The following is a 21,591-nucleotide window of genomic DNA, read 5'->3' as shown; positions in this document are numbered from 1 at the left end:
GTGCGGGGTAGGTTTCTCCAGGACGGCTACTAGAGACGCTGGGAGACCCGTATGAAGCTAGCCCTGTCCCCGGAAGAGGTCGCCTTCCGCGATGAGCTCCGGCACTTCTATCACACCGAGATCCCCGTCGAGATCCGTGACCGTGTGAAATACGGACACGAGCTTTCCCGCGAAGACATCGTCACCGCCAACAAGATCCTCAACGATCACGGGCTCGCCGTGCCGAACTGGCCGGTCGAGTGGGGTGGCAAGGACTGGACGCCGATGCAGCGTCACCTGTGGCTCGACGAGATGCAGCTGGCCTCGGTGCCCGAGCCGCTCACCTTCAACGCCTCCATGGTCGGCCCGGTGATCGCCCAGTTCGGTTCCCAGGAGCTCAAGCAGCGTTTCCTGCCGCCGACCGCCGCCCTCGACATCTGGTGGTGCCAGGGCTTTTCCGAGCCCGACGCCGGTTCCGACCTGGCCTCGCTGCGCACCACCGCCGTCCGCGACGGTGACTCCTACATCGTCAACGGGCAGAAGATCTGGACCACGCTCGGGCAGTACGCCGACTGGATCTTCTGCCTCGTGCGCACCGACCCGTCGGCACCCAAGAAGCAGGCGGGCATCTCCTTCCTGCTCTTCGACGTGAAGTCGCCCGGTGTCACCATGCGCCCGATCAAACTGATCGACGGCAGCTACGAGGTGAACGAGGTGTTCTTCGAGGATGTCCGGGTCCCCGCCGACCAACTGGTCGGCGAGGAGAACCAGGGCTGGACCTACGCCAAGTTCCTGCTCGGCAACGAGCGCACGTCGATCACCGGCGTCGGCAAGACCAAGGTCAAGATCGGGCTGGCCAAGGACCACGCGCGCTCGATCCGCACCGGCCACGGCACCCTGCTCGAGGACCCGGTATTCGCCGCGCGCATCGCCGAACTCGAGAACGAACTGCTCGCCCTGGAACTCACCCAGCTGCGGGTGGTGTCCAATTCGGCCGACGGCAAACCCAACCCGGCCTCCTCGGTGCTGAAACTGCGTGGCACCGAACTGCAGCAGGCGGCCACCGAACTGCTGCTCGACATCGCGGGCGCCGACGCCCTTCCCGTCGACGCCGACGACATCGCCTCACCCGGCTGGGCCCAGCACACCGGTCCCGGCTACCTGAACTACCGCAAGGTGACCATCTACGGAGGTTCGAGCGAGGTCCAGCGCTCGATCATTTCCTCCACGATCCTCGGATTGTGAGGCGCTGACATGGATCTGGCACTGACCGAAGAACAGACGATGCTGCGTGACACCGTGCGCGAACTGCTGCACCGGTTCTACGACAGCGAGGCCCTCACCAAGGCGGGTGACACCGATCCCGGCTGGAGCCGCACGGTCTGGAAGCAACTCGCCGACCTCGGCGTCCTCGGCCTGACCATCCCCGAGGACGACGGCGGCGTCGGCGCGGGCCCCGTCGAAGCCATGCTCGTGCAGGAGGAACTGGGCCGTGCGCTTGCCCCGGAACCGGTGCTCGACGCCGTGGTCGTTCCGGCCGAGCTGATCCGGCTCACCGGCAGCGGCGACCAGCGCCACCGGCTGCTGCCCGCGCTCGCCGAGGGCACCGTCCTGCTCGCTTTCGCCCATGCCGAACCGGGACAACGCTGGCCGTCCACCGAGGTCACCACAACCGCCGAGCAGCAGGGTGATTCGTACACCCTTTCCGGTGTGAAGAACCCGGTCCCGCGCGGTGATTGCGCCGATCAGCTGATCGTCAGCGCGATACTTCCCGGCGGCGGTGTCGGCCTGTTCCTCGTCGACCCCACCGGCACCGGCGTGCACCGGCGCACCTACCGCACCTTCGACGGACGCCGCGGCGCCCAGTTCGATTTCGCCTCGGCGCCGGGCGAATTGCTCGGCGACACCGTCGACGCGGCCGAGCAGATCGCACTCGCCCAGGGCTACGCCCAGGCGGCGCTGTGCGCGGAATCGGTCGGTGCCATGCAGATGGCACTCACCTCGACCACCGACTATCTGAAGTCGCGCAAACAGTTCGGCGTGACCCTGTCGAAGTTCCAGACCCTCACCCAGCGCGCCGCCGACTGCTACGTCTCACTGGAACTGGCCCGCAGCATGAACCTCTACATCACCGCTGCCCTCGCCGACGGCTCCCACGACCCGATCGTCGCCTCCCGCGCCCGCCTGCAGATCGGAAAGTCCGCCGCCCACATCGGCCGCGAGGCCATCCAGATGCACGGCGGAATCGGCGTCACCGCCGAATACCCGGTGAGCCACTACGTCGCCCGCCTCACCGCGATCGGCCAGACCCTCGGCGGAGAACTGGAACACCGGCGGGTGCTCGCCGATCGCGTCGACAGTTACGACTTGCCGGAGTTGTAGAAGACCACTGATGGTGCGTGCCCCCGGGTGGGTGCGCACCATTTTCTTGCCCGGGAGATCCGGTGAGCGCACCGAGTCCGGTCAGCCGTCGGCCTGGGTGGTCGTCGGTGGGGCTGTGGTGGGTTCGGGGGTGCGGGTGGTGTTGTCGTGGGCGTTGGTGGTGGGGAAGTCGGAGTCTTCGAACTCGCCCTCGTAGGTCGGGCGGGTGCGTGGGGGGCTCACCGTGCGGGTGGGTGGTGTGGTGCGCGGCGGGCGGGTGGTGGTCGGCGTCGAGTCCTCGGTGGTGGTCTCGGGGGACTCGGTGGTCGTTTCCGGCGGGCGGGATTCGGTTGTCGCCTCGGTGGGGTGGCTCTCGCTCGTCGGTTCGTCCGGTGCGGGGGTCTCCGAGGGGGAGGTCTCGGTGGAGCTGAGGCTGAAGGGCTTGCGCGGCGACATGTACGGGGCGATGCGCCAGGTCGGCGACGGTGGGATCGAGACGCGGACCGTGGTGGAGGTCGGGTCGTCGGCGACCTGGCTCGGTGCCGCGGCCAGTCCGGCCTGCAGCGGCGGCGGCGTCACGTAGACGTCCTGCTGTCCGACGCCGCACGCACCGATCACGATCAGTCCGAGCGACACCGCGCCAACAGCGATTGCCGGACCTACGAGCTTGGCCCTGCTGTCTTCCATCGCCTTGTACTCCTCGTCGGCTTCGGGTCGCCTCACAGTAGTGCAGCCCGGAAAAATCGGCTCATTGTAAACATGAATGATTCAGATATCGGATTGGTCTCGTAAGCGTGTCGTGGTGACGTGTCGCGGGCTTTCGTAGCGAGAGGGTCGTAGCGTGTGTGAGCAAAGTTACGCATGAGACGCCCGGACCGAAACCCCTGACGCGCGAGGTTTGCGCGACGCAAGAATCAGATCGGCGTCATCGAGGAGAGTCTGATGGGAGCTTATTCGACACCCCGGCTGGAAACGGCCGAGGCGAACCCCGATCCGGCCACCGAGGCCCCCGAGACACCCGACACCGCAACCCCGCCGGGCAACGGCGCGTTCGCTGTCGTGGCCCGGGTACTCGGCTGGTTGTTCTTCGTCGGCGGACTCGTCGGCGCCGGCCTCGGCATCGCCGGGCTGCACGTGGAGATCACGGTGGCGGGCCTGATCCTGGCCTGCACCGCGGGCCTGATCCTGCTCAAGCTGCGCGCCGATCAGGAGCCGCGCGAAACCGCCTGAGCCACTGCATGATCCGATTCCACCACCGACGGGTAAGCGCTACCGTCGATGTGGTGCGAATCGATATCACCGGTGACGCCGCCCGGTTCCTGCCCGAGGTCGAGACCTTCCTGCGCCGTGACGGCCTGCGCAACACGGTGATCGCGAGCAGCGTCGTCAATCAGATCAACGGCAACTTCTCGGGCACCCGATTCCTGGCGGTGCGCGACGAGCACGTCGTCGGGCTCGCGCAGTGCACCGACGACGGCCGCGCCTACCTGGGCGACCTGCCCGCCGCGAGCATCCCGGCCGTGGTCGACACCCTCGTCGAGCACAGCGAGAACCTGCGCAGCGTCGAGGGTTCCAGCGCCGAAGTCGACGCATTCCTCGCCCACTGGTCGGCGGCATACCGCGGCACGCACCGCCTGGACTACACCGCGCGGCTCTATCGGCTCGAAACCCCGCACGTGCCCGAGGTCCCCGGCGTCGCCCGGCGGGCCACCGCGAACGACGTGGAGCTGTGCCTGGCATGGTTCGCCGACTTCGACCGCGAGATCGGTGCCGTGCGCGCGCTCGACGAAGAACGGGCGCTGCGATTGATCGGACGCGGATGGTGGTGGCTGTGGGAGGCCGACGACGTACCACGCAGCTTCGTCGCCCGGCAGCCCGAAGTGTTCGGCTGGGCGCGGATCGGGCCGGTCTACACCCCGGCCGCGTTGCGTGGCAACGGGTACGCCAGCGCGCTCACCGCGGCGGTGTCGGCGGCGATCCGGGCCGAGGGCGCCGACGTCTGCCTGTTCACCGATCTGGCCAACCCGACGTCGAACAAGATCTACGAGGACATCGGGTTCCGGCCCGTGCGTGACTTCCTGAACTACGAACTCAGCCGCTGAGCGCGGCGAAGGATCAGCGACAGCCAGCCCATGACCGAGCCCTGCCAGCGCGAGGTCCGCTTCGGGCCGAGATAGGCCTCCGCGACGGATCGTCCTCGACACCCGGCGAAGACGCCCGTCGTCTCCCGCATCAGTTCAGCGGGGCCGAACGCCACCAGCGCAGCACGTCCTCGGGCTCGCCGTAACTGTCGGTGAACATCAGGAACTGGGCCCGATCCGGATCGCCGGTGAACACGGTGATGATCTTGTTTCCGTTGTCGGAGTACTTGTAGTTGGTGTACTGCTTGCCGCCGTTGGTGTCGGTCGACTTGGTGTTGGCGGGCAGGCCGTCGATCACCGCCTGCACGTCGGCGGCCGAGTTGTACACGTAGAAGCGGTAGAACGGGTCGTTGTCCTGCTCGTCACCGCCGCCGTAGCAGCGCCACTGCCACACCCATGAACCGAACTGCGGATCGCCGTCGTTGTCCGTCGGGGTGTAGCTGGGATCGGTCTCCCAGCAGGTGGCGCCGTTGTAGCCGGTCTCGCTGTCGACATCGGGCGGAACCATCCGGCTGAACTCGGCGCTGATCGCGGCGGCGTCGGGGGTGACGTGCTTGACCGCGGTGGTCGTGGTCGTCGACGTGGTCGCCGCGGTGCTCGAATCGCCCCCGCTCGCCGCGACACCGATGCCGATCAACAGGGCCAGCACCAATACGACGGCGATCACGATGCCGACGATCAGCCCGGTGTTGGACTTCGTCGGTGGCCGCTGCGGGTACTGGGTGTAGTTGCCGCCCGTGGGCTGACGCGGCGCCGCGAACTGCGGGTGCGACTGCTGGCTGTAGGCGCCGCCGGTGTGTGGCGCGGGTGTCTGGTTGCGCATCGGCGGCGCGGTCATCGGGCCCTGGGTGTGCGCGGGGGTACCCATCGGACCGGCCGTCATCGCGTTGCCGGTCATTCCGGCGCCCGTCATCGGGCCCTGCGCCGCAAGGGGATACGGCGAACCGGTTTGCGGGATCGCGCCACCCGTGGTGGGCCGAGGGCCGCCGGTGATCGGCATCCCCGGTCCCGTGCTCGGGCGGGCGAGTGGCAGCGCGGGTGAGCTCGGATTGTCCAGCGCGGCGATCGCGGCGGCGGCGAAATCCGAACACGAGGCGAACCGGTCGTCGGGGCGCTTGGACATCGCCTTGGCCAGCACGCCGTCGAGCGCGGGCGGCAGACCCGCACGCACACTGCTCAGCGGCGGCGGCGGTTGCTGCAGATGACCCTGGATCACCGCGGCCGGGTTGGTCGCCGCGAACGGGCCGGAACCGGTGAACAGCCAGAACAGCGTGCAGGCCAGCGAATACTGGTCGGAACGGTGATCGAGGGCGGCGCCGGTGAGCTGCTCGGGGGAGGCGTAGGCGAGGGTGGCGGTGAAGGTGCCGGTCTGGGTGAGATGACCGGTGTCGTCACGCAGGCGGGCGATACCGAAGTCGGTGAGATACACGCGTTCGCCACGGCCCGCGCCCGAGCGGGCGAGCAGGATGTTCGCGGGTTTCACGTCGCGGTGCAGCACACCCATGCCGTGCGCGTAGTCCAGCGCGTCGGCGGTCTCCTTCACGATCTGCAGCGCGCGCGCCGGTGGCAGCGACTGCGGTTCCACCGAGGCGGCATCGATACCGTCGATGTACTGCATGGAGATCCAGAGCTGCTCGTCGTCGAGGCCCCGGTCGTACACGGTGACGATGTTCGGGTGATCGAGGCGCGCGACCAGGTCGGCCTCACGTTCGAAACGCGCACGCACTTCCTGGTCGAAGAACATCTCGCGGTTGAGCAGCTTCAGCGCGGTGAGTCTCGGTAGGCGCGGGTGCTTGGCGAGATAGACCGAACCCATGCCACCGCGGCCGAGCTGCCGTTCGATGACATAACCGGCGAAGACATCTCCGTTGGCCAGCATGTCTGCTCCACTTCCCGCCGTGCGCCGGGACCCACCAGCGCACGCGCGTACCGAAAATCATCGAAACCATAGCAGTCGGTGACCACACCGACGGGGCCCGCGAACTGCGGGCACACGATCACGGTGGGCGCCGGTGCTGCGGCGGCACGATGTAACCGGGATGGTTACGGCCACCGGGGAAGTCGATGGTTCCCGGCCGGGTGGCCGGGCGCCTCGGCGGAACCGGATTCCCTCCCGTCGACGGGCGCTGGGTACGCGGCTGCGCGACGTGCGGATACGGCTGCGCGGGAGTCGACGGTCGCGGCGCCGGATAGGGCCGCGGGGTTTCCCTCGCGCGCAGCACCACACCGCTCGAGGTGTACTGCGGCTGGTGATGCCACGGTCCCGGCACGGCGAACAGCGCCGCCTTGGCCGCGTCGGCGAACTCGGTGCAACTGGCGTATCTGGCCGCCGGGTGCTTGGCGGTTGCCCTGGCCAGCACCGCGTCCAGCGTCGACGGCAGGTCGGGACGCAGGCTGCGCAGCGGCGGGACCGGGGTGCTCATGTGCGCCTGGATCACCGCCGCCGGGCTCGGTCCGGGGAACGGCACCGAGCCGGTGAGCATCCAGAACAGGGTGCAGGCCAGCGAGTACTGGTCGGCGCGATGGTCCATCGGGCCACCGGCCAGATGTTCGGGTGCGGCGTAGGCGAGGGTGGCGGTGATGGAGCCCGCCGAGGACAGGGTGGTCTCGCTGTCGCGCACCGCCGCGATGCCGAAGTCGGTGAGAACCACCCGCTCCGGGCGGCCGATGGGCGGTTTGGCGAGCAGGATGTTCGCCGGTTTCACGTCGCGGTGCAGGACCCCGCTCGCGTGCGCGAAGTCGAGCGCGGTGGCGGTCTCGGCGGCGATCTGCACGGCGCGGCCGGGGGTCAGCACGTTCACATCGGCGGTCGCCACGTCGGTACCCGCGACGAACTGCATGGAGATCCACAGCTGGTCGTCGTCGGTGCCGCGGTCGTAGACATTGACGATATTGGGGTGCTCGAGCTGGGCGACCAGGTCGGCCTCGCGTTCGAACCGGCGGCGGATCTCCTCGTCGGAGGACAGATCGCGGCTGAGCAGTTTGAGCGCGGTGAGGCGTGGCAAACGCGGATGCCGGGCCAGATACACCACGCCCATGCCACCGTGGCCGAGCACACGCCGAATCGTGTAGCCGGCGAACACGTCGCCTTTGACCAACACGCGAAGTCACCCCCTCCAGGGCAGAGCACCCGTCGAAATTCTACCGATGTATCTCCTGCCGCCTCCCACATGCAACATCTTCCGACCTTGTCGGTGCCGCGGATTAGGGTGTCAGCTATGCGCATTGGAGCACACGTTCGCGACGAGGGCGATCCGATCGGATTCGGCGAGAAGCTCGGCGCCGAGGTCATCCAGATGTTCGTAGTCGATCCGCAGAGCTGGGACAAACCGCAGCCGCATCCGAAGGCGGCCGAGATCCTGGCCAGCCCGATCGACGTGGTCGTGCACTCGTCCTATCAGATCAATGTGGCCAGCCTGAACAACCGGCTGCGGATGCCCTCGCGCAACGCGGTCGCCCAGCAGGCGAAGGCAGCCGCCGAACTCGGCGCGTTCGGCTTGGTCGTGCACGGCGGGCACGTGCGCTCCGACGCCGAGATCGACACCGGAATCGACAACTGGCGCAAACTGTTCGAACGCCAGCAGGACAAGGGCGGCTTCGCCGTGCCGATCCTGATCGAGAACACCGCGGGCGGCAACCACGCGATGGCACGGCACTTCGACTCGATCGCCCGGCTGTGGGACGCCGTCGGCGACTACGGTGCCGGCTTCTGTCTCGACACCTGTCACGCCTGGGCCGGTGGCGAGGAACTCGTCGGCGTGGTCGAGCGGATCAAGGCCATCACCGGCCGTATCGACCTGGTGCACCTGAACTCCTCGCGCGACGAGTTCGACTCCGGCGCCGACCGGCACGCCAACTTCGCCGACGGCACCATCGACCCGCAGCTGCTCGCCGAGGTCTGCCGCACCGCGGGCGCCCCCGTCATCCTCGAAACCCCCGTCGACGGCGTCGCCGACGACCTGGCCTACCTGCGGGAAACCCTGGGCTGAGGACGTTTCGGATCAGCCGGCGAGAAAACCTGTCTGTTCGAGTGGGTTCGCGGTGTGCTTGACGCCTACCCGAATCCACAACAGACAGAGGTGATCCCCCATGACGGTCGATCAGGCCACCCTGACCGTGACCAAGCTCGGCGCCCACATCGGCGCCCAGGTCGACGGCGTCCGCCTCGGCGGTGCGCTGGACGCGGCGACCGTCGCCACGATCCGGCGCGCGCTCAACGAGCACAAGGTGATCTTCTTCCGTGGTCAGGACCATCTCACCGAAGACGGTCAGCACGAGTTCGCACAGCTGCTCGGCAGCCCGACCACCCCGCATCCCACGGTGAAGTCGCAGGGGGTGAAGAGCCTGGCCATCGACTCCGAGAACGGTCGCGCCAATTCGTGGCACACCGACGTCACGTTCGTCGACCGGATCCCGAAGGCGTCGATCCTGCGGGCGGAGTATCTGCCCACCTACGGCGGTTCGACGACCTGGGCGTCGACGGTGGCCGCCTACAACTCGCTGCCCGAGCCGCTGAAGCTGCTCGCCGACAACCTGCGTGCTGTGCACACCAATGTGTACGACTACGCGGCCAAGAATGTGGAGCCGCTCCGGCCGAAGTCCGAGCAGTACCGAGCCGAGTTCCAGTCGACGTACTTCGAGACCGAGCATCCGGTCGTCCGGGTGCATCCGGAGACCGGGGAGCGTGCCTTGCTGCTCGGGCATTTCGTGAAGAACTTCGTCGGTTTGTCGACCAGTGAGTCCCAGGCACTGTTCCGCCTGTTCCAGGATCGGGTGACCCGGCTCGAGAACACCACCCGCTGGAACTGGGCCGACGGCGATGTCGCCATCTGGGACAACCGCGCCACCCAGCACTACGCGATCGACGACTACGACGACCAGCCACGCCGCCTCACCCGGATCACCCTGGCCGGCGACATTCCGGTCGGTGTCGACGGACAGGCAAGCAAGTCGCTGCAGGGCAACGCCGAGGACTACTCGATCATCGACGTCCCCGACGACCTGGCCGCCCTGGGGGAAAGTGTGGCCTGATCAACGCGAGCACATGGGTAACTCACCAGGCACGGGCCAACTCACCACATGCCCCAAAGTTTGCCGCGTCCCCAAGTCTCCCCGCACCTGAGTCCGGCCAGAGTCGCGGGGAGGCGGATCGGCTAGAGTTGCCGGGTGGCGGATAAGTGTATTCGGCCGTTGGACGGTGTTCGCGTCCTGGAACTCGGCAACTACGTGGCCGCTCCTACCGCCGGTCGTATCCTCGGTGATTTCGGTGCCGAGGTCATCAAGGTCGAACGGCCCGGCACCGGCGACGAGCTACGGAATTGGCGGCTCTACGGCGGCGACACCTCCATGCTGTATCGCACGGTGAACCGCAACAAGAAGTCGATCGTGCTCGACCTGCGCACCCAGGCGGGCCGTGACGTCGTGCTCGACCTGCTCGCGCACTGCGATGTGCTGCTCGAGAACTTCCGGCCCGGAATGCTGGAGAAGTGGGGACTCGGGCCCGACGTGCTCGAGCAGGTGAATCCGAACCTGGTCATCACCCGGATCTCGGCCTACGGGCAGACCGGTCCGATGGCGTCGCGGCCGGGTTTCGCCGCCGTGGCCGAGGCCGTGGGTGGGCTGCGGGAACTCGTCGGCGATCCCGATCGGCCGCCGGTGCGTGTCGGGGTGTCCATCGGTGACTCCATCGCGGGCATCTACGCCGCGTTCGGCACTGTCATGGCCCTGTTCCAACGCGAACGCATCGGCCGGGTGCCCCAGGCCGAACGCATCATCGACGTGGCGCTCAACGAGTCGATCCTGTCGGTGATGGAGTCGCTGGTGCCCGACCATCTGGCCTACGGCATCAACCGGGAACGGGTGGGCGGCCGCATGGAAGGCATCGCCCCGAGCAACGCCTACCCGACCAGCGACGGCTTCAGCATCATCATCGGTGGCAACGGCGATGCCATCTTCCAGCGATACATGCAGGTCATCGACCGTCCCGACCTGGCCGTCGACCCGGAACTGGCCGACAACGCCGGTCGCTGGCGCAATCGCGAGCGTCTCGACGCGGCCATCGCCGAATGGACGGTGCGCCACACCAGGGACGAGGCGCTGAAATTGCTCGACGCCGCTGCCATACCGTGCGGTCCGATCTACACCGCGGCCGATATCGTGGCCGACGAGCAGTATCGAGCAAGAAACATGATCCAGTCGTTCCCGGTCGAGGTGGGCGAGCCCGAACCCAAACAGGTGGGTTTCACCGGCATCGTCCCCGTGATCGGGGGTGAGTCGCTGCCGATCCGCAATGTCGGCCCCGACCTCGGCGAGCACACCAGGGAGGTGCTCGGTGGGCTGCTGGGGATGACCGACGATCAGATCGACGCGCTGGAGGCATCGTGACCAGACGAGTACACGGTCGGCGCCGCCCGCCGGTGCGCAGCAAGTGGGAACCGCGCGGTCCGGGCCATGTGCGTCCGACGGTGCACCCGACCCCGGCCAGTGTCGGTGACAAACCGTGCGGCGGGGTGATGTGCGTGCCCACGCAAGAACCGGAGCACCGGCGATGACCGCGCTGCTGCGCGACGTCACCCTGCGTGACGGGTTGCAGCTCACCGGCAAGGTGCTGCCGGTGGAGTACAAGATCGACGTGGTGCGCCGGTTGCTCGCCGCCGGTGTGCCCGCGCTCGAGATCGGTTCGATGGCCCGTCCCGATCTGGTCGCGCCGATGGCCAACTCGCTCGAGCTGATCGCCGCCCTCACCCCTGCCGAGCTGGCGAAATGCTGGGTGTGGGTGGCCACGCCACGGCATGTGGAGAAGGCCGCCGAGGCGGGGGCACGCAACTTCCAGTACTGCTTCTCGGTGTCGGACGCCCACAACAAGGCCAATATCGGGCGCGACACCGAGACGTCGGTGGCCGCCATGCCCGACGCCATCCGGCTGGCGCACGAGGCGAACGGCTCGATCCAGCTGTGCCTGGCCACCAGTTTCACGTGCCCGTTCGACGGGCCCGTCGACCCCGAACGGGTGCTGGCCATCGCCCGCGACCCACGCACCGAAGGCGCCACCGACATCGTCCTCGCCGACACCCTCGGCCAGGCCGCACCCGGCGAAGTGCGCGCGCTGGTCGGCGCCGTGCGCGACACCACCCCGCCGCGCCGCATCGTCTTCCACGGGCACGACACCTGGGGCATGGGCGTGGCCAACACCCTCGCCGCGATCGAGGCGGGCGCGGAGATGGTCGACGGTGCCCTCGGCGGCCTCGGCGGGTGCCCGTTCGCACCGGGTGCCAGCGGCAACACCGCGACCGAGGACATCCTGTTCGCGACCCGCCCGTCCTGGTTCGGTCCCGAGAAGCTGGCGCGGCTGGTGGGGCTGACCGAGGAGTTGCTCGGCGAGCTGGGCGAACCCAACCGCTCGCGCACGGCCGAGGGAGCGCGGTCGAAAGCCGACGCCTTCGAGTGGGTCATCCGGTAGGTATCGGGGGGATCCCGGATGGCGCCGGTGACGGTCGGCCGCCAGACTGGACACCATGACTTCACACCCCATGGGGACCGAGGCCGTCGAGTCGGCGGCCGCTACCGAGACCGCCGCCGCAGCACAGGACCTGGTGAAGCTGTACGGCTCGGGAGATACCCAGGTCAAGGCCCTCGACGGGGTGTCGGCCGACTTCGCGCGCGGCGAGTTCACGGCCATCATGGGACCGTCCGGTTCGGGCAAATCGACCCTCATGCACTGCCTGGCCGGCCTCGACAGCGCCAGCGCGGGCGAGGTCCGCATCGGTGACACCGCGCTCACCGGACTGTCCGACAAACAGATGACCGCGCTGCGCCGCGACCGCATCGGATTCGTCTTCCAGGCGTTCAACCTGGTTCCCACGCTCACCGCGCTGGAGAACATCACCCTCCCGCTCGACATCGCGGGCCGCAAGGTAGATCAGGACTGGCTCGACACCGTGGTGAAGCGGCTCGGGCTGGCCGACCGGCTCACCCATCGGCCGAGCGAACTATCCGGTGGTCAGCAGCAGCGCGTGGCGTGTGCCCGCGCGCTGGTCGGCAAACCGGAGATCATCTTCGGTGACGAACCGACCGGCAATCTCGACTCGCACTCCTCCGGTGAGGTGCTCTCGATCCTGCGCGCCTCGGTCGACGAGTTCGGCCAGACCGTCGTGATCGTCACCCACGACCCGCGCGCGGCGGCCTACGCCGACCGGGTGGTGTTCCTCGCCGACGGCCGCATCGTCGACGAGCTGCGCGATCCGACGCAGGACTCGATCCTCGACCGGATGAAGGCGCTGGAGACCAAATGAACAACCCCATGCGCAAGGTCGCCTTGCGTAATCTCGCCGCGCACAAGGTGCGGTTGGCTCTGACGGTGCTGTCGGTGGTGCTGGGCACCGCGTTCATCTCCGGGTCGTTCGTGTTCACCGACACCCTGCAGCGCACCTTCGACGGGATCTTCGCAGGCCAGGCCCAGGGCGTCGACGTGCGCGTCGGCCCGAAGGACCAGCAGTCGCTCGGCGTGCCGAACAATATCGTCGCCGCGCTGGCCAAGGCCGACGGCGTCGAACGCGTCGCCCCGGCGGTGAACGGCCCGGTCGTGCTGCTGCAACCCGACGGCAAGAAGGCCGTCCAGACCGGTGGCGCCCCCAGCTTCGGTCTGTCGTACCTGCCGCCGGACCAGGCCGTCGAGGAGCCGGAGAAGTTCGTCGCGGGCGCGCCGCCGTCACAGACCGGCGAGATCGCGCTCAACACCGGCGGTGCCGAGAAGGCCGGGCTGAAGGTCGGCGACAAGACCAAGGTGCTCGTCCCGTCCAAGGGCGACCCGTTCGAGGTGACGCTCACCGGCATCTACGAGATGCCGGGCGCCGAGGGCGGCGGGGTGGTCGCGGTGATGTTCACCGAACCGCAGGGCCGCAAACTGTTCACCGACGGCAACTACGTGGCCTATGCCGATATCCGTGCCGCACCGGGTGTTTCGGCCGACGACCTGCGCGATCGGCTCGCCGCCGGCCTGCCGAACCTGAAGGTGCAGAACTCCGACGAGGTCCGCGAGGACATGAAGAAGGAGATCTCCGAGGCGCTCACCTTCATCAACTACTTCCTGCTCGCGTTCGGTGCGATCGCGCTGATCGTCGGCACGTTCATCATCTACAACACCTTCTCGATGATCGTCGCGCAGCGGTTGCGTGAGCTCGCGTTGCTGCGCGCGATCGGGGCGAGCCGTCAGCAGGTGGGCCGGTCCGTGGTCGCCGAGGCCGTGGTGATCGGGCTGATCGGCAGTGCGATCGGCTTGGCGGCGGGTATCGCGCTGGCGTTCGGGTTGTCGGCGTTGCTCAATGCCTTCGATCTCGGTTTGCCGACCGGTTCGCTGACGGTGTTGCCGCGCACCGCGATCGTCGCGCTGCTCGTCGGGTTGCTGGTGACGGTGGCCAGTGCCTACGCACCTGCCCGCCGCGCCGCGAAGGTGCCGCCGGTGGAGGCGATGCGGTCCGAATTCGCCAGTGCGGGTGAGTCGTTGCGGGTGCGTACCGTCATCGGTGCGGTGCTCGCCGTGGCGGGCGGTTTGCTGGTTTACCTCGGCGCGCAGGGTACGGGCAAGAGCGCGGCGATCACCGTCGGAGTGGGCGCGCTCGGCTTGATCCTGGCCGTACTGCTCGCCGCGCCCGCGCTGTCGCGGCCCGTGGTGGTGGTGCTCGGTGTGCTGACCCGGCCGTTCGGGCCGATGGGCCGGATGGCGCGCAACAACGCGGTGCGCAATCCACGCCGCACCGCCGCCACCGCCTTCGCGCTGACGCTGGGTCTGATGCTGGTCTCGGCCATCGGCATCCTCGGTGCGTCGGCGAAAACCAGCGTGGACGTGCTGATCGACAAGGGTGTGAAGGCCGAATACGTGCTGGCCGGTCCGCCGATGATCGGCGCGGCGATCGGCGCGGTGGACGCCGTGCGCCAGCAGGTTCCGCAGGTCAGTGATGTCACCGGCATCCGGGCGGTCGGGTTCCGGCTCGGCGACGAACGGGTCGGCGCGACCACACTCGACGGACCGATCGATCCGGTGATGGACATCGAGATGCGCGAAGGCTCGAGCACCATCGCGGAGAAGGGCCTGCTGGTCGGCGAAACCGAAGCGGCCGACCGCGGTTGGGAGCTCGGCGAGAAGGTGACCATCACCAGCCTCGACAATGCCGAGCTCGAGTTGACCGTCGGCGGCATCTACGTCGACTCGCCACTGCTCGGTTCGATGGTCGTCGACCCGCGCCTCTACGAGCGATTGATGCCGCAGAAGTTGCGCACCAACGTGATCGTGCTGGTGAAGGCGGTGCCGGGCGCCGATCTCACCGCCATGCGGACCAACCTCGAGAAGGCCACCGAACCGTTCGCCGTGGTGCAGGTCCAGGACCACGAACAGTTCAAGGGTGCACAAGGGCAGCAGATCAATACGCTGCTCGCCATCCTCTACGGTCTGCTCGCGCTGGCGGTGGTGATCGCGGTGCTCGGCATCATCAACACCCTCGCCCTGTCGGTGGTGGAACGTCGCCGGGAGATCGGCATGCTCCGCGCGGTCGGCACCCAGCGTTCGCAGATTCGCCGCACGATCTACCTGGAATCCATGTTGATCGCGATCTTCGGCGCCATCGTCGGACTGCTTCTCGGCGTTGCCCTCGGCGTCGGGTTCCTGCGCACCTTGCGCGACATGGGCATCGATCAGATCGATATCCCGTGGTCGCAGTTGGTGGCGATGTTGATCGCCTCGGGCGTGGTCGGTGTGCTGGCGGCGGTGTGGCCGGGTGTGCGGGCCGCGCGGACGCCACCGTTGGCGGCTATCGCGGATCTGTAGGAGCGGTCAGCCTTTCGGCATTCGGCACGCCGTGAAACCGAGAGTTCATCGGGGAATGCGGTGGGTGATTCGGAGCCACCGTAGGGGGGACGGTACCGGCGTGCCTCGGCCCGTCGGTCTGGGTCAGGCCGGGTAGCGGTCGAACCAGTCGCGGGTGGGCTGGCCGTGCTCGTCTCGTGGTGGGGTGAGGCCGAATTCGGTGCAGTAGTCGGTGGCCAGGCGTTCGAGGACCGGGCGGGCGTCGACGGTGCGGGACCAACGGTGCGGCAGGGCGCCGCGGCCGTAGCGGGCGCCGAGCAGACTGCCCGCGATCGAACCGGTGGCGTCGCTGTCGCCGGAGTGGTTCACCGACAGCAGCAGCCCGGTGCGGACGATCACGTGCCCGGGTCCGCCGACCGTCTCCGCCGCCAGCATCGCGTACACGGCGATGGCGAGTGCCTCGGGGCCGATCCAGCCCTCGCCGAGGGTCTCGAGGTCTTCGGGGCGTGGCACACGTGCGGGCCGCGCCGTGCGGGCGGCCAGGGTGATCGCCGTTTCGAGGGCGGCCGTGGTTTCCTCGTGGTTCGGGTAGGTCGCGAGTTCGGTCAATGCCCGGTCCAGCGCGGTCTTGGTGCCGATTCCCCGGCTCATCTGATAGACCAGTGCCGCCAGCACGCCCGCGGGCAGCCAGCCACTCGGGTGTCCGTGGGTGAGCGCGGCTGTGTCGCAACCCAATTCGAAGATGGCGGTGAGCGCGGCACCGGAACGGTCGGCGGCGTAACCGAATCCGCACGGAGCCGACCGCATCAGCGCGCCGCTGCCCTTGGAATTGTTGATCGGCCGGTCGCGGGTGCCGAGCGGGTTGGTCGGCTCGCGCCGCTCGGCCGCCGCGCGCAGCGAGGTGTACACCGAGTTCGCGACGCCGCGCTGTTCGACCAGTTCGCGGTGACCGGCCAGGGAGCTGTGCAGGGCGGTCGGTTGGTCGGGCAGCTCACCCACCTGCCCGCGCAACCACACGAGCATTCCCTGCTGCAGCAGACCGAGCGTGGCACCCCCGATGCCCTTGGCCCGCGCCCGCACCGAACCCCGGATGAGGGCCTCCACGGTGAACGCGGTCAACTGCGTCTCCTCGGAGATCCGGAGCTGGTCGGCCTCGTCGGTCACCCCGAGATACCCGTACTCGTCGCGGATCCGGCGCAGGGACATGGTCTCGATCGGTGCACCGAGCGCGTCACCGACCGCACCGCCGATCAGGCAACCGTGGACGGCGTTCAGCCATTCCGCCGGGCCCTGCGACCGAGCGGTACCGGCGCGCTGCGCGTTGCCGCTGTCCGAGTGCGGTTTTTGCTGGGAAGGGGACGCGTGCGGCGGCGATGGCGAACCATCGCCGGTGTGGATCACCGGGATACCCGCCGACGCGGCCGGGTTCGCGGTGGGTGTGGCCGTTCCGGTGGCGGGGCGAGCGGCGGCGCCATGGTGGACGGGCCGGCTGACAGCGGTGGGGTCGCTACGGAGGTGTGCCTGCGGGTGTTCGCCCGTGTACGGCCGCACTGCCGGTTGCTGCCCGGTGTGCGGTGGTCGGCGGAGCGCCTCGGTGAGTGCGGTCGCGAAGGCGGTGCAAGTGGGGAAGCGGTGGGCCGGGTTCTTCGCGAGGGCCTTGGCCAGGACCGCGTCGACGGCGGCGGGGAGGCTGGTACGCCGCGAGCTTGCCGAGGGTGGTGGGGCGTTGAGGTGGCCGAGCATGACGGTGGCGGGGTTGGGCGCGTCGTAGGGACCGGCACCGGTGAGCAGCCGAAAAACGGTGCAGGCCAGAGAGTATTGGTCGCCGCGTCCGTCGAGTGGTTCGCTGCTGAGCTGCTCCGGGGAGGCGTAGGCGATGGTGGCGGTGAACTGGCCGGTGCGGGTCAGGCCGCCGCTGTCGTCGAGGAGCTTGGCGATGCCGAAATCGGTGAGCACCACCCGTTCGTCGAAACCCGCGCCGACGCCCGCCGTGCGCGAGAGCAGGATATTGGCGGGCTTCACATCCCGGTGCAGCACACCCTGGCGGTGCGCGTAGTCCAGCGCGCCTGCCGTTTGGGTGACGATCTGGGCGATGCGGTCGGTCCCGAACTCCGCCGCCGGAACCGCCGCCGCGTCCGTTCCGTCGACGAACTGCATGGCGATCCAGCACCGTTCGTCCTCGACGCCGCGGTCGTAGACGGTGATGATGTTCGGGTGATCGAGCTGGGCGATCACATCGGCTTCACGCTCGAATCTGGCCCGGATCTCGGTGTCGGCGAACAACTCCCGATGCATGAGCTTGAGCGCGGTGAGGCGTGGCAGCCTGCGGTCCTTCGCCGCGTACACCGCGCCCATCCCGCCGCGCCCCAGCTCTCGTTCGATGACGAAACCGGCGAAAACCGCCCCGCGCCGCACCATCGCTCACCCCGTTCACCGAATCCGATCGCCTGCAGCCTAATCGCCTCGCGTGCCTTCGCCGAGTCGTTGTCACACCGCCGGTGCGTGGGTGTGCGCCCACCGGGTGATGTCGCCGCGGTCGAGCGCGGTGGCGAGAAGGTCGGGGAATTTGTCCGGTGTACAGGCGAAAGCCGGGATGCCGAGCGCCGCGAGCGCCGCCGCGTTGTCGTGATCGTAGGCCGGTGCGCCTTCGTCGGAGAGCGCGAGCAGCACCACCACCTGCACGCCCGATTCCTTCATCGCATTGCACCGGCGCAACATCTCCTCGCGTACCCCGCCCTCGTAGAGGTCGGAGATGAGCACGAACAGGCTGTCGGTGGGCCGGGTGATGAGCGATTGGGAGTAGGCGATGGCCCGATTGATGTCGGTGCCACCGCCGAGTTGCGTGCCGAACAGCACGTCGACCGGGTCGCTGAGCTGTTCGGTGAGATCCACGACCTCGGTGTCGAACACCACCAGCGAGGTCTTCAGCGACCGCATCGAGGCCAGTACCGCGCCGAACACCGAGGCGTAGACCACGCTGGCCGCCATCGACCCCGATTGGTCGATCGCGAGCACCACGTCGCGCTGGATCGCCTGCGACTTGCGGCCGTACCCGACGAGTCGCTCGGGCACGATGGTTCGGTGTTCGGGCAGGTAGTTGACCAGGTTCTTGCGGATGGTCCGGTCGAAGTCGATATCGCGCAGTTTCGGGCGGTGGGTGCGCGCGGCCCGATTGACCGCGCCCGACACGGCCGCCACCGTCTTGGCCGCGATGCGTCGTTCGATCTCGCGCACGACCTTCTCCACCACCATGCGGGCGGTCGCCTTGGTGGTCTCGGGCATCACCCGGTTGAGACCGAGCAACGTACCGACCAGGTGCACGTCGGGTTCCACCGATTCCAGCAGTTCCGGTTCCAGCAGCAGCTGGGTGAGGTTGAGCCGCTGCACCGCGTCGCGTTGCATCACCTCGACCACGGTGGCGGGAAAGTAGGTGCGGATGTCACCGAGCCAGCGCGCCACCCGGGGAGCCGAACCACCGAGGCCGCCGGATCTTTTCGCCGACGTACCGGCCTCACCGGTGTTGTACAGGGCGCTGAGCGCCTGGTCCATCGCCTGATCAGCCCCCGACCCGAGTCCGCCGAGTTGTTCCTCGGCGGCGGAACCGAGCACGAGACGCCAACGGCGAGCGTGGGTTTCGTCGTTACCGGTCATGGTTGACGCTCCTGGAGGTCGAGTCGGTTTCGTCGCGCACGGCGAAGAAGGTGCGCCGGGACGAGGGCGGCGAGTTCACCGGCCGGCGCCGGTTCGGTCGCCGTGCGATGCCGAAACGCGCGGTGGGCGAGCCGAAGTAGGTACGGGACGGCCCCGCGTCCGAAGGCCGTCGGATCGGGGTACGCGCTCATCCGGCGGCGCCCAGAATGGCCGCGGCGGCGCGCAGGGCCAGCTGTCCGCGCACCGGGTCGACAGCGCTCGCGTTCGCGGCGACGGCCGGTGTGGGGCCGGTGTCGCGCAGGGCTTGGCCGATGGCGCGGCGTTCACCCGATTCGAAGGAACCGAAGGTTCGCCGTAGCAGGGGCAGGGTGGCGACGAACTGGTCTTCGGGGAGGTCGCGCAGCCAGTCGTCGATGCGGCGCAACAGGTCTCGGTCGTGCACGAGCAGGAGTCCTCGGCCGCCGAGGAACCCGTCGATCCAGGCGGCCTTGGCAGCGGGTGTGTTGCCGACCGACAAGGCCGCCGAGAGCCGGCGCGCCGAATCGGCGTCGTCGATGCGTTCGGCGTCGCACAGCAGCCGAACGGCGCGCCCGCCGATGGCGCCGTGCACGTCGTCGCGGTCGGCGATGCGGTGCAGGGTGGTCAACCACTCGGTGGTCGAGCGGGTGTCGTCGCGGGTGCTGACGGCGGTGTGGGCGGCGTCGATCTGGCGGCGCAGCGCCTCGGCGGCGTCGGTGTCCAAACCGGTCACCGCACCCGGCAGTCCGGCACAGATGCGGACGAGCAGGCCGTCCGCCACGTGCTCGAGCGCCTTGGTGTCGGTGCCGCGCACGTCGCCGTAGCGCAGGGTGCGGGTCAGGCCGGGCAGAGCGCCGAGGAGATGGGTGACGTCGTGATCGAGGGCGGCGGCCGCCTCCAGGCGGGCGATCAGACCGTCGGTGGCACCGCCGAGGTCGGCGAGCAGCGCCGTCTCCAGCGCGTCGGCGAGTTCGGTGACCGACACACCGTCGCGGCTCGCCGTGTCGAGGATCTTGGCTTCCGCCGCCGTGCGCAGGGTGGTGCCCCACACGGCGGCTTCCACGATGCGCACCTCGAACTCGGGTTCCCAACGCAGCGACCAGGTTTCGCGGAAAGTGCCGGTGCTGCGCACCTCACCGACGGTCGGAGTGCCCCACTCGATGCCGAGCAGCCGCAGCCGGTGCAGCAGGTGCGAGCGTTCGACGTCGCGTTCCTTACGCAGATCTAGGTCGACCGTGCGGACGAGGGCTTCCTGCTTGAGCCGAAGGGTTTTGATGCGTGCCCGCAGATCGGCGGCCAGCGGAACGGTCGGCGTGTTCTCCGGCACCGCACCGAGCGTTTCGCCGACGACGAGCTCATCGACGACCAGCCGCAGCATGGTCTCGTCCCCGCCGCACATCACCGACCGCACGGCCTCGGTGACCTCCGACAACCCCGCCAGCGGCCTGCCACGCAGCGCGGCGAGCGTGTCGGCCAGACGAACCGACTCGATGATGTGCGCGCTCGACACCGGCAGATCGTGTGCGCGCAGCACCCCCGCCACCTTCGTCAACCACCGCGCCACCGGCCGCTCGGTCTCGGTGAACAGGTGGTGATACCAGCCGGGTGAGGTGACCCCGGCCCCGTACCCCGAGCCAGATGCCAACCGGGAATGCGTCCACGGCACCCAGGTCAGAGCGGCTTTCGTCTTCGGAAGTCCCTTCAGTAGACGCATATCCGGTGCCGCCGGACCCAGCGGCCCCACCAGCGCGGGTGCGTGCCACGCCCCGCACACGACCGCCACCCGACGAGCCCCGCCCTTGAGCACCTGCCGCATCGTCTGGCGCATGTACGCCTCGCGTCGCAAGGTGTGCTCGTCGACCACCAGCGGCCCGGCCCTCGTCGTTTCGGGCAGCAGGTGCTCGAGCCCAGCACTCTCGACTGACTCCCGGTCCGACGACGTCAACGGATCGGTCGATGTCGCTCGGTCGTCCGCTTCGGTGTGGGCCGCGGGCTGGTCCGAGCTGATCGGCGTGGCAGGTTCGTCTCGGCGGGTCGGCGTCTCGGGATCGTTCGAATCGGTCCCGGCTGCGAGGCCGCCGCCCGGGGCGTCTTCGCGCAGGGCCGCCATGGCTTCGGTGATGGCGTCGAAAGCAGCGGTGTCGGGGACGGATTCGACGACCGCGTCCCACCAGCGTTCGGCGTCGTCGAAGCCCGCGGCCGAAGCGAGGGCGGCCAAGGGATCGGTGCGGTCGACGCGGGTGTCGTCTTCGATGGCGAGGACATTGGTGGCGGGCAGGTCGCAGAAGCGGACCGGGACACCGTTGTCGACGCCGTAGCGCATGGCCTGCCACTCCGGGGAGAACACCGCGAAGGGCCAGAAGGCGGCCCGGGCGGGCGAATCCGGGACGTAGGCCAGCAGGGCGACCGGTGGGCTCATCGTGTCGGCGGCGACGAAACCGACCAGCGGATCGGCGTCGGCGGGCCCCTCGATGAGAATCGTGTCCGGCCGGAACTCCTCGAGTGCCTGCGCCAACGACCGTGCCGACCCCGGCCCGTGATGACGGATACCGAACACCCGCGTCACGGGTTCACCGGCCGCCGGCTCGTCCCGTGCCTGATCCGGCCGGGTACCGCCTGTTTGTTCGCTCATCGAAATCCCCA

Annotated in this window: 16 protein-coding genes; 10 read left to right on the top strand and 6 right to left on the bottom strand. The window is 68.7% G+C overall.

What is annotated here, in order from left to right; genetic code table 11:
• Positions 1–51 precede the first annotated feature (51 nt).
• Together AB0I35_RS12425 and AB0I35_RS12420 are read left to right on the top strand one after the other, a co-directional pair.
• Positions 52–1,224 carry an acyl-CoA dehydrogenase family protein gene (locus AB0I35_RS12425; protein WP_357395863.1) on the top strand — a complete coding sequence of 391 codons (1,173 nt, stop codon included), beginning with the start codon at positions 52–54 and terminating at the stop codon, positions 1,222–1,224.
• Between the two features lie 9 nt (positions 1,225–1,233).
• On the top strand, positions 1,234–2,361 hold the full coding sequence (locus tag AB0I35_RS12420; RefSeq protein WP_357395862.1) for an acyl-CoA dehydrogenase family protein: 1,128 nt from the start codon (positions 1,234–1,236) through the stop codon (positions 2,359–2,361).
• Positions 2,362–2,442: 81 nt separating this feature from the next.
• On the opposite strand, the gene AB0I35_RS12415 is transcribed toward AB0I35_RS12420, so the two are convergent.
• The gene (locus AB0I35_RS12415; RefSeq protein ID WP_357395861.1) at positions 2,443–3,027 is read right to left on the bottom strand and encodes a hypothetical protein; all 585 of its coding nucleotides are present in this window, start codon (positions 3,025–3,027) and stop codon (positions 2,443–2,445) included.
• Between the two features lie 255 nt (positions 3,028–3,282).
• Between AB0I35_RS12415 and AB0I35_RS12410 the strand changes: the two genes are divergently transcribed.
• Positions 3,283–3,570, top strand: coding sequence for a hypothetical protein (locus AB0I35_RS12410; RefSeq protein ID WP_067637588.1), 288 nt, complete (start codon positions 3,283–3,285; stop codon positions 3,568–3,570).
• A gap of 53 nt (positions 3,571–3,623) precedes the next feature.
• A complete protein-coding gene (locus tag AB0I35_RS12405; RefSeq protein WP_357395860.1) occupies positions 3,624–4,442 on the top strand; it encodes a GNAT family N-acetyltransferase in 819 nt (272 codons plus the stop codon).
• A gap of 130 nt (positions 4,443–4,572) precedes the next feature.
• Here AB0I35_RS12405 and AB0I35_RS12400 read toward each other — a convergent pair whose 3' ends face one another.
• Both AB0I35_RS12400 and AB0I35_RS12395 read right to left on the bottom strand, forming a co-directional pair.
• Positions 4,573–6,360 carry a protein kinase gene (locus AB0I35_RS12400; protein WP_357395858.1) on the bottom strand — a complete coding sequence of 596 codons (1,788 nt, stop codon included), beginning with the start codon at positions 6,358–6,360 and terminating at the stop codon, positions 4,573–4,575.
• A 118-nt stretch (positions 6,361–6,478) separates the two neighbouring features.
• Entirely contained in the window at positions 6,479–7,582 is a 1,104-nt protein-coding gene (locus AB0I35_RS12395; RefSeq protein WP_357395857.1) for a protein kinase, read from the bottom strand.
• A gap of 117 nt (positions 7,583–7,699) precedes the next feature.
• On the opposite strand from AB0I35_RS12395, the gene AB0I35_RS12390 reads away from it, so the two are divergent.
• The 6 genes from AB0I35_RS12390 (at position 7,700) to AB0I35_RS12365 (ending at position 15,300) form a co-directional block, all read left to right on the top strand.
• Positions 7,700–8,470 carry a deoxyribonuclease IV gene (locus AB0I35_RS12390; protein WP_067491328.1) on the top strand — a complete coding sequence of 257 codons (771 nt, stop codon included), beginning with the start codon at positions 7,700–7,702 and terminating at the stop codon, positions 8,468–8,470.
• Between the two features lie 100 nt (positions 8,471–8,570).
• Positions 8,571–9,512 (top strand): TauD/TfdA family dioxygenase, encoded by a 942-nt coding sequence (locus AB0I35_RS12385; protein ID WP_357395856.1) that lies wholly within the window; start codon positions 8,571–8,573, stop codon positions 9,510–9,512.
• Positions 9,513–9,647: 135 nt separating this feature from the next.
• Positions 9,648–10,865, top strand: a complete 1,218-nt coding sequence (locus AB0I35_RS12380) for a CaiB/BaiF CoA-transferase family protein (protein WP_357395855.1) — start codon at positions 9,648–9,650, stop codon at positions 10,863–10,865.
• A 163-nt stretch (positions 10,866–11,028) separates the two neighbouring features.
• A complete protein-coding gene (locus AB0I35_RS12375) occupies positions 11,029–11,940 on the top strand; it encodes a hydroxymethylglutaryl-CoA lyase (protein ID WP_357395854.1) in 912 nt (303 codons plus the stop codon).
• A 55-nt stretch (positions 11,941–11,995) separates the two neighbouring features.
• The gene (locus AB0I35_RS12370) at positions 11,996–12,772 is read left to right on the top strand and encodes an ABC transporter ATP-binding protein (RefSeq protein ID WP_357395853.1); all 777 of its coding nucleotides are present in this window, start codon (positions 11,996–11,998) and stop codon (positions 12,770–12,772) included.
• Entirely contained in the window at positions 12,769–15,300 is a 2,532-nt protein-coding gene (locus tag AB0I35_RS12365) for an FtsX-like permease family protein (RefSeq protein ID WP_357395852.1), read from the top strand. Before AB0I35_RS12370 ends, AB0I35_RS12365 begins: the two co-directional genes overlap by 4 nt.
• 123 nt (positions 15,301–15,423) lie before the next feature.
• Here AB0I35_RS12365 and AB0I35_RS12360 read toward each other — a convergent pair whose 3' ends face one another.
• The 3 genes from AB0I35_RS12360 to AB0I35_RS12350 form a co-directional block, all read right to left on the bottom strand.
• On the bottom strand, positions 15,424–17,697 hold the full coding sequence (locus tag AB0I35_RS12360; protein WP_357395851.1) for an ADP-ribosylglycohydrolase family protein: 2,274 nt from the start codon (positions 17,695–17,697) through the stop codon (positions 15,424–15,426).
• Positions 17,698–17,766: 69 nt separating this feature from the next.
• Complete coding sequence (locus tag AB0I35_RS12355; protein WP_357395849.1) at positions 17,767–18,930, bottom strand: VWA domain-containing protein; 1,164 nt, start codon at positions 18,928–18,930, stop codon at positions 17,767–17,769.
• Between the two features lie 187 nt (positions 18,931–19,117).
• Complete coding sequence (locus tag AB0I35_RS12350) at positions 19,118–21,580, bottom strand: DUF5682 family protein (RefSeq protein ID WP_357395848.1); 2,463 nt, start codon at positions 21,578–21,580, stop codon at positions 19,118–19,120.
• Positions 21,581–21,591: the final 11 nt, after the last annotated feature.

It is taken from the genome of Nocardia sp. NPDC050378, from assembly GCF_040655675.1.
GTDB classification, from domain to species: domain Bacteria; phylum Actinomycetota; class Actinomycetes; order Mycobacteriales; family Mycobacteriaceae; genus Nocardia; species Nocardia coubleae.
This window is presented reverse-complemented; position numbering and strand designations above follow the sequence as displayed.